Here is an 18991-nt window from a genome sequence, read left to right on the forward strand (position 1 = left end):
TAAGAACGACCAAAGAGCTGCAATATTTTTCTATGACGAAGTGAAGAAGGAATGGGTGGAAGTCGGGGGCACGGTTAGCGGCAATCAAATTTCAGTAGAGGTAAATCACTTTACAAAATATGCGGTGTTGGCTGTAAGCAAATCCTACGAAGTAAAGCTTAACTTTAGCGATACTACGGGACATTGGGCAGAGAGTATGATCCAGCAAGCAGTGAGTGAAGGAATCGTAAATGGGTATCGTGACGGAACGTTTAAGCCAAATCAGACGGTGACGCGCGCGGAATTTGTTGTTATGTTAATGAATACACTGGGGGCGCAAGGAGAAGGAACGACATTGACGTTCACAGACACGTCGAAGATCGGAGTTTGGGCGCAGACAGCGGTGGCGCAAGCGGTGCAAGCAGGCCTAATAACAGGCTATGCGGACGGTTCATTCCACCCCGATTCCGAGATTACACGCGCCGAGGTGGCGGTAATGATCGGTAGGGTACTCCGACTTGCAGTCGAATCTGATGCCGCAACCGGCTTTGCAGACGACAACGACATCTCGTCATGGGCGAAAGGCGCAGTAGCAGCAATGAAGAAGCTTGGCATTATAGAAGGCACAGGAGCAAATAAATTCAATTCCGATGCAAAAGCGACCAGAGCAGAAGCAGTAATCATTCTATTGAGAATGTTGGAGCAACAGAGTAAGTAGGTTAACAAACGGAGGGTTACCCTGAAGCCAGCGGAACTAATGGCTTCAAGGTAACTCTTTCTTTTTTTATAGGGTAGATAAATGTCGGGTCAATGACCCCCACATGTGGCTTTCAGACGGGATGAGTTTGATTTTCGCTGCTATTTTCACGATCATATGTTCCTATTTATTCCACTCCGATTGTAGCATAGTCGAGAGAATAAGAACAGTCGAAGTAGCATTCAGGCTAACGCCTGACGCTCATTCCTCCCCCGCTTGCAGAAGATGTGAGTATCCTGAGCGATTTTGATGAAGTTAATGTCTCAATATGCTTAACAGCATTACATTCTTATACTTCAACTTGGGTTAGGTGTCCCGAAATTAGATAATTATATGTGTGGACACTGCTTACCCCACACAGGTTAGTAATCTCTTAACTATATATACTGAAATGGTTAATGATGTGGAGGAAGCAATAAATAACCCTCGTTTGAGCTTTGAAGGGAGTTACGCCATTCTTCACAACATAACATGGAACTGGACCCAATATTAAGGTATTTTTCTCGGTAACCCGTTATGGTCAAAGATAGCCCTATGTAACTTTGAAGCAAACTACCCTGGCCTTTCATTTAGTCACGACCAAAACTCAAGTGACAATTTCTTTTCAACACAAATAGGGATTACTGAGGATCACGTAGTACCAAGAAAAGTATTGTTGCGTTACTTACTTGGTTATCCGCAAAAAGACTTAAGATGTTTTACTGTAGATGAATTAAAGAATAATATTGAAGTATTTCTACATACTTACCTCTTGAGTTGCATTTTGTCAAAAGATGAATATACATTATGGAATAAAAATGGTATGCGTGATGATATGCCAAAGGAATTTTATGATAGTACGTCAGCGAAATTTTATAGAAATCCATGGGCGAGATACCTTGCCCAAAACTTGAACAACATTATTTTGCCTGAAGTTGAGGTTTATCATGTTGAGTGGGAGAAAAAGAAAGTTGGCAGGCAGATGGTTTGGGCTGCTAATCCTGTACGATCAATCAATTTGTACGAAGAAATACATTGCTACCTTGATAAAATACCTGTGTCGTTATCTTGGCAACGATGATTTATACAACGATGCAATAAGTCCTCCGCAATAACTTTTAAATATAGTTCCCATAATTATGGTTAAAGGAACTATGCGATGTTTTAAACACAACCGATATAGAAAAGTTTGAAAACTAATGCCAGTTCCTCTTTGTTATCAGGCTGAGGGTGATTTGTAAATGGAGCTTCCTGGAAATGTGCAATTTCCTCTAATTAAATTGAAAAAGCTAAAACTTCTTAATGTAAAGCGACCACGTGCATTACCCTTTAAGTTCACAAAAGTTCACATTTGTTCTTAACAAAGGTTTTATTCGTTAATTGGATACGTAATATGGCCCTTTATTTAAGCCATATTAACGTATTTTATTTAAAAACTTCGCTGGCAGTGATGAGGTCAGAAATTGTTGTTGATGTAAAATTGATGTAAAACATCAACGGAAACGCTCTGATTGAAGCTTTCCAGAACGGAATCTCATTGGCAAAAATCCCGTTAAATCAAGGTTTCCGCGGATTGTAACAGTTCACATCCTAGGGCTGTATGTTCCCTTGGACGGTTCATGTGGAGGCCGTAGTGTCACTCATGAGAAAGTAGTTCGTACCTATATTTACCTTGCTTGCAAGAGACCCGAACGCATTAAGCGCTCGGGTTTTATTTATGGTTTATTCCATGTCTCGTATCCCTTACTCTAAGGGTTAACATAGACACGATTCATAACGACATAGAAGTTAAAATTCAGCTGGATTCTCTTATTTGGGAATCCTTTTTTTGTTCTGGAGAGGAACTGTTTTTCAGTTCAACGAAATAGTTAACCAATTCATATATTCCCTATTGTAATTTGTCATGTTTAGATTCAATAAAAAAGTGAAAAATCAACAAAGGGTGTAGTATATTTAGGTAAATGATCTAATGACAATTCGGGGGAAAAGGGAAACGGACTCAATGAGCAAGCAACTGACAGTTCTTATCGGCATGGTTGTTGTCTTTACCGTCGTTACATCGCTATTCATCTATGAATGGCTGAATCCTACGTTTCAGTATCCGGAAGCGCGAGGAGGGGTGCTGGACGCCAGACAATGGGATTTTGCGAAGCAAGGAATTGTACCGCTGCGGGGAGAGTGGGAGTTTTACGAGAACAAACTGCTGACTCCGCAAGATTTTCACACAAGTGGCAAGACGCTGGAAGCAGAGCGCCGTATCGTTCGCGTTCCCGGAGGGTGGAAGGGTGTCGTTTCCTCAGGCAGCGGGTATGGCGCGGGTACGTACCGTCTGCGAATTGAGGTTAGCGATCCTGATTTTTATAGCCTTAGAGGCAAAAAAATTCGCATGTCCAGTCACATCTATATGGATGGATCGGACCTAGGTGGTACCGGAAAACCTGATATGTCAGCGGATCAATTCGTACCTAGCAATCTTCCGTTTTTTGGCACGATCAAAGCGGATACCGAAACGATTGACGTTATCCTTCAGATAGCTAGCTACCGCTACTTGGAAGGTGGATTGGTACAAGCGCCGGAATTCGGATTAACTGACGATGTAATGGCCAGGCGCGATAATGCCCGTTTGGCAGATATGATTGTCATCACCGCGCTGCTGGTATTCGGTATTTATTTTGCAGGTACGTTCAAGCAATGGACGAAGGAGCCGTATCTCGTCTTTTTCAGCTTGTTCTGCTTGTCATTAGGGTTGTTCTTCAGCATCGACAACGAAATTGTCATGGCGACCCTATTTCCAGGGATATCCTTTCTATTGTTGCAGAAATTGCTCTTTATCCTGCCTTACGTATCCGTCTTCTCGTTTACTCTCTACGTCTATCTGTACCTGGACCTTAAGGGGAGCACGGAATATAAGTGGCTGAGACGAGTCTCTTACGTCTATCTGATCGTATTGGTTGCTCTGCCGAACGACTACCTGGTGGATATTCTTTGGATCGGGATCGTCCTGCAATTAATAACCTTCACGTTCTTGATTCGTTGGATTTTTCGTTATCGGAATGGTGGGGTTCAGGTTTACTATATTTTGCTCGGTCTATTCTTCCTCATCATTAGCTGGGTGTATGCCCAAACGCGCTATCAGCTGGCGCTCGAAAATCCGTATTATATGATCGTCACGCCGCTGTTTCTCGTTCTATCGCAATCGTTTCTTATGTCGGATAGGATGCGCGATGCGTTCGCGCGGAACGAGCGATTGGCTGAACAGCTCATTGTGTACGATCGCCAAAAAGACGAGTTTCTCATCCACACGTCCCACGAGTTCAAAACACCGCTGCACGGCATTATTAATCTGGCGCAGGTGGTCATCGACCAGAGCGGCGAAGAGATGGCGCATCGGCATCGCGATAATCTGAACTTCATCATTGCTCAAGCGAACCGTCTGTCTACGCTGGTAAACGATATTATTGATTTTCAGAGCTTGCAGCGAGGGAGCTTGGCGTTCCACAACCGGTATTTCGACGTCAGCGGCACGTTGCAGGCTACGCTCGAAGCGCTAACAATTATGCGCAGGAACGATCAAGTGCGGCTGGTCAATCAGGTGCCTCCGGGGACCTACTATTTGTTTACAGACGAGAACCGTCTGAAGCAAATTCTCGTGAATCTGGTCGGCAATGCGTTGAAATTTACGGAACGGGGAAGCGTGGCGGTGGCCGCGGAGTCGCGAGAAGGCTGGCTGAGTCTGACGTTCACGGACACTGGCACCGGGCTGAGCGAGGATCGGCAGCGGGAGCTATTCAAAGCCCATCTGTTCGAAGGCGGCGAGGAACCGGCGGTTTCGATGTTTCAATCTTCCGGTCTAGGTCTGAAAATATCGAAGGCTCTTGCAATGCAAATGGGCGGCGATCTGGAATTGGAATGGTCGGAGCCGGGAAGAGGTTCTGCGTTCTCGCTGCGCCTGCCGGAGGCGTCGGCATCGCAGAGGGAACCAGAGGCAGCCTGGGCAGAAGCCGCTGCTGGTGTAGAACCGCCGCTGCTGTCCGGGGCAAGCTCGCAGACGGCTGAAGATTCGACTCCGAACGGGATGGAGCGATCTCCCAAGGTGAAGATTTTGCTGGTGGATGACGATGCCTCCAATATCAAGGTACTGCAGGAGTTATTCGCGCCTAGTCGTTATCACGTTCTCGTGGCGTATAACGGAGCCGACGCGCTCAAGCTTATCCAGCAGCATCGCGGCGATCTGTCGCTTGTCCTGCTTGATGTGATGATGCCCGAGCTTTCGGGGTATGAAGTGTGCAGGCGAATTCGGGAGGAGCACCCGCTCTACAAGCTGCCCGTTCTGCTGCTAACGGTACGCAGCTCGCCTGCTGATATCGCGATGGGCCTCGAGGCGGGGGCCAACGATTTTCTGGTAAAGCCGTTCAGCGGCAAGGAGTTGCTAGCCAGGGTGCAGACGATGCTTCAATTGAAGGAAGCCGTCAAGCAGGCCATTCATATGGAGACGCTGTTTCTGCAATCACAGATCAAGCCGCATTTTATATACAACGCCTTGAGCGGCATTATCTCGTTATGCTACAGCGACGGCGCGCGGGCAGGCAAGCTGCTGGGCGAATTCAGCAACTATTTGCGGCTCAGCTTCGATCTGGATCCCCGACATGCTAAGGTCAGTCTGAAGCGGGAGCTGTCTCTCACCAAATCCTATGTCGAGCTGGAGCAGGCCCGTTTCGGTGCACGTCTGAATGTGGAATGGGATGTGAATGTCCGAACAGAGACATTGATTCCGGCGTTGATCCTGCAGCCATTGGTCGAAAATGCGATTCGTCACGGCATCATGAAGCGACTGTCGGGAGGCACCGTGGTCATTCGGGCGAAGCTGGAGCCGAAGGGCTTGCGTATAGCTGTATTGGACGATGGGGTCGGCATGACTAAAGAACAGCTGGATCGAATCGTGAAGCCGGAGCGGCTGGAAGGAAGCATAGGTCTGATTAACGTACATAAGCGGCTAATGAACGAGTTCGGGCAAGGCTTGCTGGTGGAGAGCGATCAGGACAAGGGCACGACCGTCACCTTCCTGATTCCTTCCATCATGGGAACGGCCGAATCTGACGGAGAAGGGGACGATGCAGGATGATAACAGCGATTGTCGTAGATGACGAACTGCTCGTTGCAGAGCAAGTGGACAGAATGTTGGTTCAAGCTGGCGTGAAGGTGTTGGGCCGCTGCGTGAATCCGCACGAGGCACTTGGCATGGCCAAAGCGCTGCAGCCCGATGTGCTGTTTCTGGATATCGAAATGCCGGAGCTGAGCGGATTGGAACTCGCGGAGCGGGTATATGCGGACAAGCTCGACATGGAAGTTGTGTTCATTACCGCCTACAATCAATACGCGATTGACGCTTTCCGAGTGAATGCGCTCGATTATTTGCTAAAGCCGGTGATGGAGGAGGACTTGGAGCGTTCGCTGGAACGCATCGGCAGGAGACGGCAGCATCGCGGAGGAGCCGTCGGCAGCGGCGGACAACGGACGGCCGTTGCCGCGCTGTTCGGCAAGTTCGCGCTGCATATGGATGATACCCTTGAGCCACTTCGCTGGGTGACGGCCAAGTGTGCGGAGTTGTTCGCGTATATGCTGCTTCAGCCTTGGAACAAGGAGGTCAGCAAGTGGGAGTTGTTTGAGGCGCTCTGGCCGACCCAGAATGAGGAGAAGGCGGGCATCAACCTTCGAAGCACGGTTAGTAGAATCAACAAGACGTTGCGGGATTGCCGCTCGGGAATGGCACTGGCTTCCGTCAGAAACGGCTACAGGCTGGATTTGTCCGATGAAGCGCCGTCAGTGGACGCGGCGGAATTGGAGCGGTTCGTGCTGGACACCGTCGAGCCGAGCTTGGAAAATCTGGCCTATGTCGATCAGCTCGTTCTCCGCTGCAGCCGACCGTTCCTGCAGGAGTTCGACGGCGCCTGGTGCGAGCCTTACCGCAAGCAGTATCGTCAGTATTTCCTGCATCTGGGGAAGAGGCTGCTCTTGTATTACGAGCGATCCGAGGTGGAGCCGCTCAAGGCCATGCGGTTGGCCGATCAGTTGATCGAACAAGACCCTTACGACGAATTGCTGCGGGAATCGGCTCTGAAGCTGCAGCATCGCATTGGCGGCTCCAAGCGTGTGGCCGCCTACTATGAAGCATACGCCGAGTTGATTCATACCGAACTGGGAGCCGTTCCGGGCGACACGCTTACCGCGTTGCTTCGCGCCTTCACGAATTGAATCCTATCGAACGAAGGAACCTGCATTTCGAAGCGGGTTCTTTTTGTTTTGCAACAATTTTGCAACATCGCTTCCGTTATAATGTCACCGTGAAGTTAATCAGCTTGAAGGCGGTGGCAGAAAATAATGATCAAACGTTGGATATCGCTAATTATTGTATTTTTATTAATCGTGGCCAATATTCCTCAGTATGCATATGCAGAGTCTCTTGACGAGTGGAATATTCGGAGTCCGTTGCCTACGGGGAATACGCTAACCGAAGTTACTTTCGGAAACGGTACCTATGTGGCGGTAGGGAGCAAAGGAACGATTCTAACCTCGAGCGACGGAGCTAGCTGGACGGGCAGAGCGAGCGGTACTACGAATCTTCTATATGATGTTATCTACGCAAACGGTATGTTTGTGACAGTAGGTGCAGGCGGAACGATTCTAACCTCTAGCGATGGAGCTAGCTGGACGAGCCGAACGAGCACCCTTACGAGTATTATAACTAGCATAGCCTACGGAAACAGCTTTGTGGCAGTGGGTGCAGGCGGAAGGGTTCTGACCTCGAGCAACGGAGTGAACTGGACGAGCCAAACGAGCGGCACTTCGAATAATTTAATGGGCGTCGACTACGGAAACAGTATGTATGTAGCGGTCGGAAACAATGGAACCATTGTTACCTCGAGCAACGGAACCAGCTGGACGAACTCAACCAGCGGGTATGCGCTTGTACTTTCTGACATCGCATTCGGAAATGGTCTGTTTGTGGCGTTGGGTCAAAACGGAAGGACTCTAACCTCCACCAATGGAGTAAACTGGTTAAACGGATCAACCAATTCTCTTGCTGCAAATGGCATCAGCTTCGATAACGGCAATTTTGCGGCTGTAGGGAGCAATGGAGCGATACTAACCTCCAGCAGCGGGGCGAGCTGGACAAGCCGAAGCAGTGGTACAACCATCACTCTAACTGGCGTTACCAATGGAAACGGCACGTATGTAGTAGTAGGGGAAACGATTATTTTAACTTCTCCAGACGGAATAAGCTGGACGGATCGAATGATCGGCACGCTAACTACTGTACTTGGAGTCTCTTACTTTAACGGCATGTATTTGGCGCTTGGTGCAGGCGGAACGATTATAACCTCAAGCGACGGCGTGAGTTGGACGAACCGAGCAAGCGGAACGACGAATCATCTATATGGCGTCGCTTACGGGAATGAATTGTACGTGGCGGTGGGGATAAATGGCACGATTGTATCTTCAAGCAATGGAGTGAACTGGACGGTCCGAACGAGCGGCACCACGAATCAACTAACTGGCGTTACTTACGGAAACGACACATTCGTTGCGGTAGGTGCGGGAGGAATTGTTATAACCTCCGGCGACGGAGTGAACTGGACGAGCCAGCCGAGCAGCACTGCCAATAATTTAAAAGGTGTTACCTACGGAAACGGCATGTATGTAGCGGTGGGAAATAGCGGAACGATTGTGACTTCCAGCAATGGAGTGAGTTGGACCAGCAGAGCGAGCGGAACCGGGAATATCCTCAATGGCGTCACCTACGGAAACGACATGTATGTGGCAGTAGGGAACAGCGGAACGATTGTGACCTCTAATGACGGGATTAGCTGGACGAGTCGAACGAGCGGCATTGCGAATCACCTCAATGGCGCCACCTACGGAAACGGCATGTATGTGGCGGTAGGTGCAACTGGAACGATTGTGACCTCCGGCAACGGAGCGAGCTGGAGGAGTCGGGCAAGCGGTAATACAAATGATTTCTATAGTGTTGCCTATGGATACAGCACGTACCTCGCAGGGGGCGGATTCGGAGCAATCGTGCAATCGGGTATCGTACCGCCGGCCATTAACAGCGTAAGCGTCAGTCCGACTAGCGCAAACGTGGCGCAAGGAGGCAGCAAGCAACTTACGGCTGCGGTAGATGCGATTAACGGCGTGATGACGACGGTTAAGTGGACGAGCAGCGACGCCAAGGTGGCGGTGGACGGCACGGGAAATGTGACGGTCGCGGCCGATGCTGCGCTAAGCGATTATACGATCACGGCAACGTCAACGGTGGATGGTAGCAAAAAAGGGACGGCAACGATTACGGTTACCGCAGCGGCATTGCCTGAGACGACACCGGAGGCTGTGATCGACTACACAGCGGAACAGCTGACGGGACTTGCGCCGAACGGCACCTACACCATTAACGGTACGGCGGTCACGGCGGACGGAAGCGGCAAAGTGGCGATCGACGGCAGCTGGCTGGGCGTAGCGGTGAACGTGGTGAAGAAGGGCAACGGCACGACGACGACCGACAGCACGGCGCAGACAATCAGCTTGCCGTCCCGCCCGGCTATGCCGACCGCAGGAAAGACGGACGAGACATCCATTAATGGCAGCAACGGAACGCTGACGAACGTGACGTCGGCGATGGCGTACAAGAAAGGGACGGCTGGCAGCTGGACAAGCGTAACCGGTACGAGCGTTACGGAGCTCGCGCCGGATACGTATTACGTGCGCGTCAAAGCGACGTCTTCGGCCTTCGCATCTGTTGCGCAGACGGTAACGATTGCGGCGTTCATCGGGTCGCCTGAGACGACACCGGGGGCGGGGATCGACTACACGGCGGAACAGCTGACGGGACTTGCGCCGAACGGCACCTACACGATTAACGGTACGGCGGTGACGGCGGACAGCAACGGCAAAGTGGCAATCGACGGCAGCTGGCTGGGCGCAGCGGTGAACGTGGTGAAGAAGGGCAACGGCACGACGACGACCGACAGCACGGCGCAGACAATCAGCTTGCCGTCCCGTCCGGCTATACCGACCGCAGGAAAGACGGACGAGACATCCATCAATGGCAATAACGGAACGTTGACGAACGTGACATCGGCGGTAGAGTACAGGAAGGGGACGGCTGGCAGTTGGACAAGCGTAACCGGTACGAACGTTACGGAGCTGGCGCCGGATACGTATTACGTGCGCGTGAAAGCAACGTCTTCGGCCTTCGCATCTGTGTCGCAGACGGTGACAATTGCGGCATTCATCGGGTCGCCTGAGACGACACCGGTGGCGGTGATCGCCTACACGGCGGAGCAGCTGACGGGACTTGCGCCGAACAGTGTCTACATGATTAACGGTACGTCGGTGACGACGGATGGCAACGGCAAAGTGGCAATCGACGGCAGCTGGCTGGGCGTAGCGGTGAACGTGGTGAAAAAGGGCAACGGCACGACGACGACCGACAGCACGGCGCAGACAATCAGCTTGCCGTCCCGCCCAGCTATGCCGACCGCAGGAAAGACGGACGAGACATCCATCAATGGCAGCAACGGAACGTTGACGAATGTGACGTCGGCGGTAGAGTTCAGGAAAGGGGCGGCTGGCAGTTGGACAAGCGTAACCGATACGAACGTTACGGAGCTGGCGCCGGATACGTATTACGTGCGCTTTAAAGCAACGTCTTCGGCCTTCGCATCTGAAGCGCAGACAGTCACAATCACGGCGTATGGAGCATCTTTGGAACCGACACCAGAAGTGGTGATTGACTATGCTGCGGAACAGCTGACGGGGTTGGAGCCAAACGGCACTTACACGATCAACGGAACAGCGGTGACAGCGAATGGCAGCGGCAAAGTGGTGATTGACGGCAGCTGGCTGGGCACAAACGTGAACGTGGTGAAGAAGGGTAACGGCACGACGACGGCCGACAGCACGGCGCAGATGCTGAGCCTGCCGTCCCGCCCGGCAGCTCCGGTTGATATAACGGTTACGGATATCACCTATAACGGAGCTAATGACGGTTCTATTCTGAACGTAAATCACACGATGGAGTTTAAAATAGGGAATATGGAAACATGGACGAATATAACGGGGACGTCGGTTGTTGGGCTAGCCCCTAGCGTCTATTATGTACGAGTAGCCGCAACAGAATCGGCATTTGCCTCTATCCCCGCTCAGGCAACTATCCATGACTCGGATGCAACCATTCCAGCGGCGCCGAATGTGAGTGCCGAAGATGCGAGCAATGTGATGATCGGTCTGGACACTACAATGGAATTCTCAGTTGACGGTGGGGCTTACGTCCGATATGACGGAACCAACATGCCGCAACTGAGCGGCGAGCATACGGTTCAGGTGCGGGTGGCTGCCAGCGGCTCTGTTCCGGCGGGGCCGTCAACTACGCTGATTTTCACGACGAATGCTTCCGTTTCGGCTGGAGGCTTGACGGTGACTGCTATAGATCCTAGCAGCGCGGCAAACGATGGCAAAACCCGAATTAATGTAACGCCTGCCGCCGACGGTGAGCACCGGCTGGTCTACTTTAACTTCGGCAGCGGCATCGTAGATGTACCGAATGTCGGCGACACGCTTAGCGGTTACCTGGCCTTACCAAGCGATCGCTTAATCCCGGCAGCGAACGGTGACAAGATCGGCGTAGCCGAGGTAGACGCGCAAGGCAAAGTCGTGAAGTTCGGTCAAACAGCAGCGCATGTTATCGCCGAGCAGCCGGTTACGCAGCCTTCTAACGGAGTATCGACCGGTCCGAACGAAGAGTCGGTCGACGTGCTGGTTAATGGCAAGGTTGAAAATGCGGGCAAAGCAACAACAACGGAATCGGGCGGCGTTAAGACGACGACGATTGTCGTTGATCCGGCCAAACTTCAGTCGAAGCTGGATGCGGAGGGCATGAATGCCGTCGTCACCATTCCGGTTAAGTCGGCGTCGAACGTCATTGTCGGCGAACTAAACGGCCAAATGGTTAAAAATATGGAGAATCTCTCGACCACGCTCGTTTTGCAGACGAACAGAGGAACCTATACGTTGCCGGCTCTAGAAATCAACATTGACGAAATAGCGGGTAAGCTCGGCAGCAACGTGAAGCTGGAGGATATTCAGTTGAAAATCACAGTTGCGCAAACACCGGACGCAATGGCCAAGGTAGTCGAGAGCGCGGCGTCTAAGGGCGAGTTCTCTATTGTCGTGCCCGCGGTTGACTTCACGGTCACAGGTACCTATGGCGGGAAGACGATCGAAATCAAGACATATAACGTCTATGTCGAACGAATGGTCGCTTTACCTGATGGCATCGACCCGAACCGAATTACAACGGGCGTTGTCGTTGAACCGGACGGATCGGTACGGCATGTACCGACCAAAATCATTCTGGTTGAAGGAAAATATTATGCGATAATCAATAGTTTGACTAACAGCACGTACACGGTCGTTTGGCATCCAATCGCCTTTGCCGATGTAGAGAAGCATTGGGCCAAGGAAGCAGTGAACGACATGGGGTCGCGTCTCGTCATCCATGGCGTGAACGAGACAACGTTCAATCCGAACGCGGACATCACCCGCGCCGAGTTCGTGGCGATGATCGTGCGAGCATTGGGACTGAGGCTGAGCGAGGGATCGCAGAGCTTCAGCGACGTCGCGACGGATGCTTGGTATGCAAGCGCCATTCAGACAGCCTTAGATTACGGCCTGATCTCGGGCTTTGAGGATGGCACCTTTCAGCCGAACACCAAGATCACGCGAGAGCAGGCAATGGTTGTCGTCGCCAAGACGATGAAGCTGACGGGTCTTGCCAAGGCAACGGGCGCTCCCGATAAGGATGTGGTGCTTGGCAAGTTTGCCGACAGCGGCGATATGGGCACGTGGGCAACAGACAGCATCGTGTTAGCCGCCAAGGCAGGGCTGATTAATGGCCGTAGCGGCGGCAAGCTCGAAGCCAAAGCCAATGTCACCCGCGCCGAAGTGGCGACGCTGATCCAAAGACTGCTCAAGCAGTCGGATCTCATCTAAAGCCTAAAGAGCAAAGAAGAGGGGCATATTTTAGTTTTCTCACGACACTAATATTGATAAATTCATCAGCAACAAGATACTAAAGCCTCTCTGGTAACACCAGAGAGGCTTTTTTCTCGCTATTAATTGGTATGGAGCGTATATGTAAGGGAAGGGTATATCTACTGGTTAGAACGATGCAGACCGACGACTTCAAGGTCAACACGGCCACATCTTAGTTTATTCTGCCGTCAGCACTCATCCCATGTGGAATCGGCAGTTTTGTTTGTGAAAAAACAATGTGGTAGAGCCACATATACCTATATGTAAAAAGCCATACTTCCTGAATTCATGAGAATTCGGGCTATATTTGTTCGCGTAACCCAAGTAATTAAATAAGTGTAAGATTAAGACTAGTATATAAAAGATGCTTGAGGAGGCTAAGGGGTAGAGATTGTGCCCGAAGTCATCGAAGATGCACACAGCAATGCAATGCTGAACGAGATGCGTAATGTCAAATTCGAAGTGGGCATATCTGAGGACGTTATCCCGAGCTGAAAAGAACAAGGTATCGAAGCTGATGTGATTGTAGTCGATCCGCCGCGTAAGGGCTGTGATCGAGCATTGCTTGAGACGATCATGGCAATGAAGCCGGAAGATTTAAACATGGAATGTAGCGGGATATCGGCACGAAAGACCACCTTCTAAAGTAAAACGGAGGTGGTCTTTCATATTACACCATATGATGCGAACCATTTTTCGACCGTTCAAAAATGCTTAAAACCCTTGCAACGCAAGGGTTTTACCGCTTTTCCTACTTCGCTATTGTCGCTTGTCATGGATACAATTAATAGTAGTGTATCAGCTGCAGTCGTGTACACTGCCAACCTTATCGCTATGCTCGCGCTTGCTGGCAACCAGCATATATCCGGCCCCCCGAATCGTAATGATTCTCTCTGGATTGACAGGATCAGCTTCGATTTTTTTTCGTAAATTGCTGATGTGTACAGCGACCGTTCTCGTATCCTCCAGACTCTCCATTCCCCAGATGAGATGGAACAACGTATCAACAGTGACGACATGATTAGCGTTTTGTGCCATATAGGATAGTAGACTAAATTCTTTTTTCGATAAAAAGATGGTATGACTTTCTATGTTGACGGACTGTGCGTAGAAATCCAGCGTCAAACCCGGTAACTCCAGCAGTTGTTCTCTTCTGCTTGTCGACACTCTGCGAAGGTGAGCCTTGATCTTGGCCATGAGCACTCCCGGACTGAACGGCTTGGTCACATAATCGTCGCCGCCATAGGATAATGCGCTGATTTTCACCTCGTCTTCCTCACGACTGCTCAGAAACACGATCGGCGCATTCGTGTAATTACGTGCGTTCCTGCACCAGTCAATGCCGTTTTCATTAGCGAGCATTACATCCAGTACAATCAAATCCGGATCGAGCGACGCAAGCAGCTTCATGGCTTCTATCCCGCTGTGGCTATACGAGGATATAAAGCCTTCCCGTTCACAATACGCCTGAACAATCTCACATATATGGGGATCATCATCGACGATCATAATTTTGTACGTTTCCTTCATGCTGTCACCTTCCTGCTTCTCGAATACAAAGGCAGCGATACATAGAATATCGACCCCGTCTTGCCATCGCTCTCTGCTCGAACTGACCCTCCATGTGCTTGTACGATTTCCCTGCAAATCGCCAGCCCGAGTCCGCTGCCCTCTACTTCCTGTTCCATGCCCGATCGATCATACCTGTAATTGCGATCGAAGATTTGCTCGAGCTGCTCTGGGGGGATACCGCTGCCAGAGTCTTGTACGCTAATGATCGCACAGCGGGTATCTTGCTCCACGCCCAAGGCTAGTTCAAGACGCACCATCCCACCAGTAGAGGTGAACTTCATCGCGTTCGAGACTAGATTGAACAACGCCTGGTCCAATCTTTGAGCATCCATCTCGACAACAGGCAAGTCAGGTCGTTGATCTTCCGTATTTCCGATATCCAGTACGAAATCCAAGCCTGCGTCACGTACAACTAGCTCATATTGTTCAAAAAAACCACGTAAGAAGTGAATAGCATGAACCGGCTCCATTCGATACGCTACTTGTCCCGTCTCTAGATGGGACAAGAAGGACAACTCCTCGATCATACGGTTAATTCGTATTGTGTTATCTCGGATATACTTCAAGTACTGTTCATTGCGCTCCGGCTTAACCATGTCCTTCACAGCTTCGACATAACCAAGCATACTGGACAGCGGCATGCGCAGATCATGCGTAATGTAGGCGAGCAGCTTCTTCCTTCCTTGCTCGGAGTGAAGTAACCGATTATACGATGTGCGGAGATCTTCGTGAGCTGAGGATAACGCATGTGTACGCTCCATCACGATTTGCTCCAGATTGGTATTCATTTCAGTCAGCTTGTTATTAGCTTCCTGCAGCTCTCGTGCAATCCTCTCTTCATTCGTTGCCGCCCTCGTAAATCTTGAAGAAAGCAGAATCATCTGTGCGATCGTAAATATCAACAGACCAACCGGAGATGTATTTTCGATTAGCGACCATTCGTTGTAATATAAAAAATCGTTGATAACCGTAACCAGGGTAACCACTGACACCACTAGGAAGATCAGCGCTCCCTCCATACGCCGCACAGCCGCTTGGGCAAGCCCAACCATCAGATACGCCATGTGTAGAACAACGATTACACCAATCACTAGTAACATTTTGGAATAGACAAGTGCAGGGGTCGTCACAACAATTAGACAGAGCAGGCCAGTTACGATACGGCTGCCAAGACGAAACCATCGCGACACATAATTCGGGAAAATGCATTCAAAATACATGGTGATGATATAACCACCGATGCAAAGAATCAAATACTCGATCTTGAACTGCAACTCCCACGGGAATTGAGGAAGCAATTGTGTAATCATGAGCTCGCCGTTCAGCAAGGAGCGGATGGCGAACAATATGGTGAACAGACCAAAGTACAACGGCGCCCTGTCCTTGCGTCGCAGCACGAACAACAGCAGATTATACAAGCCAATCACCAGCAGACATGCCGTTATGAACATATCTGCGGCAACCTTCAGATTTGTCCTGACTGTTAAGACATTACTGCCACCCAGCTCTATTTGCTTGGTGATGCCGCCCCGCTTATGATGAAAGTTTGCTATTTGCACAACGAGTTCTACCGTGTCGTTTTGGGGCTGGAAGAACACCAGTTTCGATGCCAGATGCGGTTTCACTTCACTCTTGCCTTGACCAACCACACCGACTTCTGCCAGCAGTTCTCCATTCGCCCACAATTTATACGCATTAAATATAGAAGGAATCCGCAGAGCAAGCCGCTCATTCCTATCCTGCTCGCTAAGCTCAATGACCAGCCGAAAGGTGGCAAAGCCTTCTCCTGTAAGCTCTCGACCACCCAGCGGGTAGCCAAGCCAGGATCCGGGGATGTTGATATATCGATCAGCCTGTCCCTCTTTTTCGATGCGGCTTCGTATATCCTCAGGCGAAAGCAGCTCATGCCAGTAGAACGCCCATTCCCCCTGTAACTTTAGCGGATTCATACTAACATGATCCTGTGTTAAATCTAGAATGCCTTCTTCGCTTTGAATCTGAGGAGAGTCCGGTGCAGATAAGATGGCATAGCTTGCGACCAAACCAACAACAATGACAACAGCTATTTGAAGCCAGATAGTACGAGAACCGAATCGAAGAATATCCCTCATGATGAAGTCGACCCCAATCTACAAGTTGCGCTATAAATGATGTTAATTATCTTAATGATAGCATCATAAAAAGAAAATGTGTTAATAGCGGTAATAAAATCCTCATTTACAAGCTGTGGGCAATCTCATAATCAAATATATGCACCGTATGAGGGATGCGGACGCTTTGCCACGGCAGTTGCTACAGTCGCTTCATAACGCATCGAATCATAGTAATTACATCCAATTAACTTTGTTGTCTGTTCCTTTGGCATGTTTTATTTTAAACGTGATGTTAAAGTTTTCTTTATGTTTCATTAATGGCCTTAACTACTATGATAAAATGCATCTAGGGAAAATTCAAATAGCTTCAATGAGCTTAGAGGAGATTTACAGATTGAAGATGATGAGACCAAGTACCTTACCTCACTTAATGAGAAAGGTACTTCGATAATTGTGAAACCCCTTGTTTGTTTAGCGTGTTCATTTGCTTGCATGAATTGGGCTAAACGATCTTGATATAGGAATGTTGCTCATTGCTAGTCGAATTGAAAAGGAGTTCATTCATTGTTAAAAAGAAAACGTTCAAAAAAGCAATTTAAAGAGGATTTCAAACGGGGGCTGGGTCATTCTTATCTGGAGTTAAAAGAAAGTGAAAATCGTGAAAAGTATAAAGATATTGTCTTATGGTCTTGTCTTCGTAACACTTGTTACGATATGCAATGTGAAGGTGGACGTGGTATTTTTTTATATCATGCAATATGTCTATTCGAAGATAAGAGCTTCTTTGAAGAGGCAATCATTCAAAAGTTTATGCAAAAGAATCTAGACACATGGTTATTCGATCAATTGTGTGAGCTTTTATGTTTATTTTCAGAGGATGGCAGTACTAGAGCAAGGGAATCGTTATATCAAAAATATAATACTATGCTTGGATTACGTTCATATCGTCTCAATCAAATTAATAAGAATAACCTAGAATGTCTTTGTGTAAGGCTGACATCACTAGATGGATTTCCTGCATTCAAGAACATTGTTAAGCATCTCGGTGAGTATACGTTAAGGAAAAGCGATTCTGCTGGTATGGAATGGTTCTACTCTGATGCAAAAAACAAGTTTGGTCATAAGCGTGTCGATTCATACTTGCAGAACAATGCGATTAATTCTGAGTATGTAAAAGCCTTTCTAAAATCCGTATCTGAAATCGTGATTCCCAATAAACATAGTATGGATCCACCAACTTTAGAAGAATTGATTAAAGCAGCTAAAGAAAAACGAAGTCGAGGGCTTTCACTTCGTTTTGCGAAAGAGGCTTCAGAAGATGATTTGTTAAAACTAGCGAAATACGCTATCGAAGAATCAAATCTAGAAGTAAAGTTAGAATTACTGTGGACGTTTAGAAAGGTTCGTTTTCCGCTAGGTGAGTCGTACATTTTTGAACTTGCTGAAAGTAATAATCAATCCATACGTGATGTTGCGTTTGAGATGATGAAGCATTTACCGCCAGATCGGTTTCACGATTTTGCAATAAATCTTCTCCTACAAAAGAAGGAGCTCGCAAATGCTCTAAGTCTTCTATGTTATTGCTATAAGCCTGAAGATGAAGCGGTTTTACTCGAAGGTATTCAACGTTTGACAGTATCCTATGAGGTTGGCGGCTGGCATGGTGTCTTTATGGACGTTGAGCATTTGTTAGATGACCGATCAATTCATATGGATCCATCCGTTTTTATGTTCATATATAGCCAAACATTGTGTTCGTACTGTCGTCATACTCTGATTTACAGAATGTCCAAGAGGAAAGTTCTCCCTCAAGCGATTTTAGAAGAATGCGTACATGACAGCTACGAGGATACAAGAAATTTTGCGATACGACAACTAAGAAAAAAATCAAATTCATTGAGCATTAGTGATTTTAAAAGAGCGGGAGTTTAGAGACATTCTGATAAAAAGAAAATATGGAGCGGTGACGGAACGGAAATAGAAACTAGATGACTTAAGATGAATCTTATAATAAGATTTGTAATCAAACCGATTGATATTATCATTTCCTATGATACAATTGTAAAGGAATTATTATCCAAATTACAGTTGTGAGGAAGGTTTTTTTATGCGAATAGCAACGGGGTTATTACTTGCATTATATCTTGTTTTTATGTGGATTATGGCACTATCGGCAAATGTAGCTTCATATGACGGTGAGATTGTTAATATTATTGCAAGAACAATATTATTTTTCCAAACGCTAGCTTTCCCTTTTTCATTTACTATGCCTAGAACCGCAATGGTATTTCTTATCTTTTCGTCTTTGGCTGCTATGCTTTCAGAACTTGCGCTTGACGCTGGTCATTTATTTTTTGCAATAATAAGTATTATATTTGCCCTTATGTGTTATGGCGGTCATAGGGAATTGGTTAAGAAAAAGAAATTAGCAGCTAAAGCCATTCGTACGAACTAATTGAACAGATCATAACGATAATAGTAAAGGGCATTCACCTTCAGTAAAGGTTGAATGCCTTTTGTG

The 18991-nt window shown here is 48.4% G+C and carries 9 protein-coding genes and 1 pseudogene; 8 read left to right on the top strand and 2 right to left on the bottom strand.

Annotation, left to right across the window (positions count from 1 at the left end; genetic code table 11):
* The 6 genes and pseudogenes from FGT79_RS28130 to FGT79_RS32115 all read left to right on the top strand — a co-directional run.
* On the top strand, positions 1–697 hold a 697-nt coding region (locus tag FGT79_RS28130), incomplete at its 5' end, for an S-layer homology domain-containing protein (RefSeq protein WP_138756163.1).
* 694 nt (positions 698–1391) lie between these two features.
* Positions 1392–1796 (top strand): hypothetical protein, encoded by a 405-nt coding sequence (locus FGT79_RS28135; protein ID WP_138756164.1) that lies wholly within the window; start codon positions 1392–1394, stop codon positions 1794–1796.
* A gap of 921 nt (positions 1797–2717) precedes the next feature.
* The gene (locus FGT79_RS28140) at positions 2718–5837 is read left to right on the top strand and encodes a hybrid sensor histidine kinase/response regulator (RefSeq protein ID WP_171056493.1); all 3120 of its coding nucleotides are present in this window, start codon (positions 2718–2720) and stop codon (positions 5835–5837) included.
* Positions 5834–6967 (top strand): response regulator, encoded by a 1134-nt coding sequence (locus FGT79_RS28145; RefSeq protein ID WP_138756166.1) that lies wholly within the window; start codon positions 5834–5836, stop codon positions 6965–6967. Before FGT79_RS28140 ends, FGT79_RS28145 begins: the two co-directional genes overlap by 4 nt.
* A 126-nt stretch (positions 6968–7093) precedes the next feature.
* On the top strand, positions 7094–12763 hold the full coding sequence (locus FGT79_RS28150) for an S-layer homology domain-containing protein (protein WP_138756167.1): 5670 nt from the start codon (positions 7094–7096) through the stop codon (positions 12761–12763).
* Positions 12764–13186: 423 nt separating this feature from the next.
* Positions 13187–13399 (top strand): annotated as a pseudogene (locus tag FGT79_RS32115) (23S rRNA (uracil(1939)-C(5))-methyltransferase RlmD); the annotation flags it as partial.
* 204 nt (positions 13400–13603) lie between these two features.
* Here the strand turns inward: FGT79_RS32115 and FGT79_RS28160 are convergent.
* Together FGT79_RS28160 and FGT79_RS28165 are read right to left on the bottom strand one after the other, a co-directional pair.
* The gene (locus tag FGT79_RS28160; RefSeq protein WP_138756168.1) at positions 13604–14335 is read right to left on the bottom strand and encodes a response regulator transcription factor; all 732 of its coding nucleotides are present in this window, start codon (positions 14333–14335) and stop codon (positions 13604–13606) included.
* Complete coding sequence (locus FGT79_RS28165; RefSeq protein ID WP_138756169.1) at positions 14332–16488, bottom strand: sensor histidine kinase; 2157 nt, start codon at positions 16486–16488, stop codon at positions 14332–14334. The genes FGT79_RS28160 and FGT79_RS28165 overlap by 4 nt, the downstream gene beginning before the upstream one ends.
* A gap of 546 nt (positions 16489–17034) precedes the next feature.
* Here FGT79_RS28165 and FGT79_RS28170 point away from each other — a divergent pair.
* Together FGT79_RS28170 and FGT79_RS28175 are read left to right on the top strand one after the other, a co-directional pair.
* Complete coding sequence (locus FGT79_RS28170) at positions 17035–18402, top strand: hypothetical protein (protein ID WP_138756170.1); 1368 nt, start codon at positions 17035–17037, stop codon at positions 18400–18402.
* A gap of 175 nt (positions 18403–18577) precedes the next feature.
* Entirely contained in the window at positions 18578–18925 is a 348-nt protein-coding gene (locus FGT79_RS28175) for a hypothetical protein (RefSeq protein ID WP_138756171.1), read from the top strand.
* Positions 18926–18991 lie beyond the last annotated feature (66 nt).

The organism is Paenibacillus sinopodophylli (genome assembly GCF_005930355.1).
Taxonomy (GTDB): Bacteria; Bacillota; Bacilli; order Paenibacillales; family Paenibacillaceae; genus Pristimantibacillus; species Pristimantibacillus sinopodophylli.

What these genes read in the sequence shown, in the direction of transcription:
- FGT79_RS28140 (WP_171056493.1), top strand. Translation starts at nt 2,718, where the DNA reads ATGAGCAAGCAACTGACAGTTCTTATCGGCATGGTTGTTGTCTTTACC.
- FGT79_RS28145 (WP_138756166.1), top strand. Translation starts at nt 5,834, where the DNA reads ATGATAACAGCGATTGTCGTAGATGACGAACTGCTCGTTGCAGAGCAA.
- FGT79_RS28150 (WP_138756167.1), top strand. Translation starts at nt 7,094, where the DNA reads ATGATCAAACGTTGGATATCGCTAATTATTGTATTTTTATTAATCGTG.
- FGT79_RS28160 (WP_138756168.1), bottom strand. Translation starts at nt 14,335, where the DNA reads ATGAAGGAAACGTACAAAATTATGATCGTCGATGATGATCCCCATATA.
- FGT79_RS28165 (WP_138756169.1), bottom strand. Translation starts at nt 16,488, where the DNA reads ATGAGGGATATTCTTCGATTCGGTTCTCGTACTATCTGGCTTCAAATA.
- FGT79_RS28175 (WP_138756171.1), top strand. Translation starts at nt 18,578, where the DNA reads ATGCGAATAGCAACGGGGTTATTACTTGCATTATATCTTGTTTTTATG.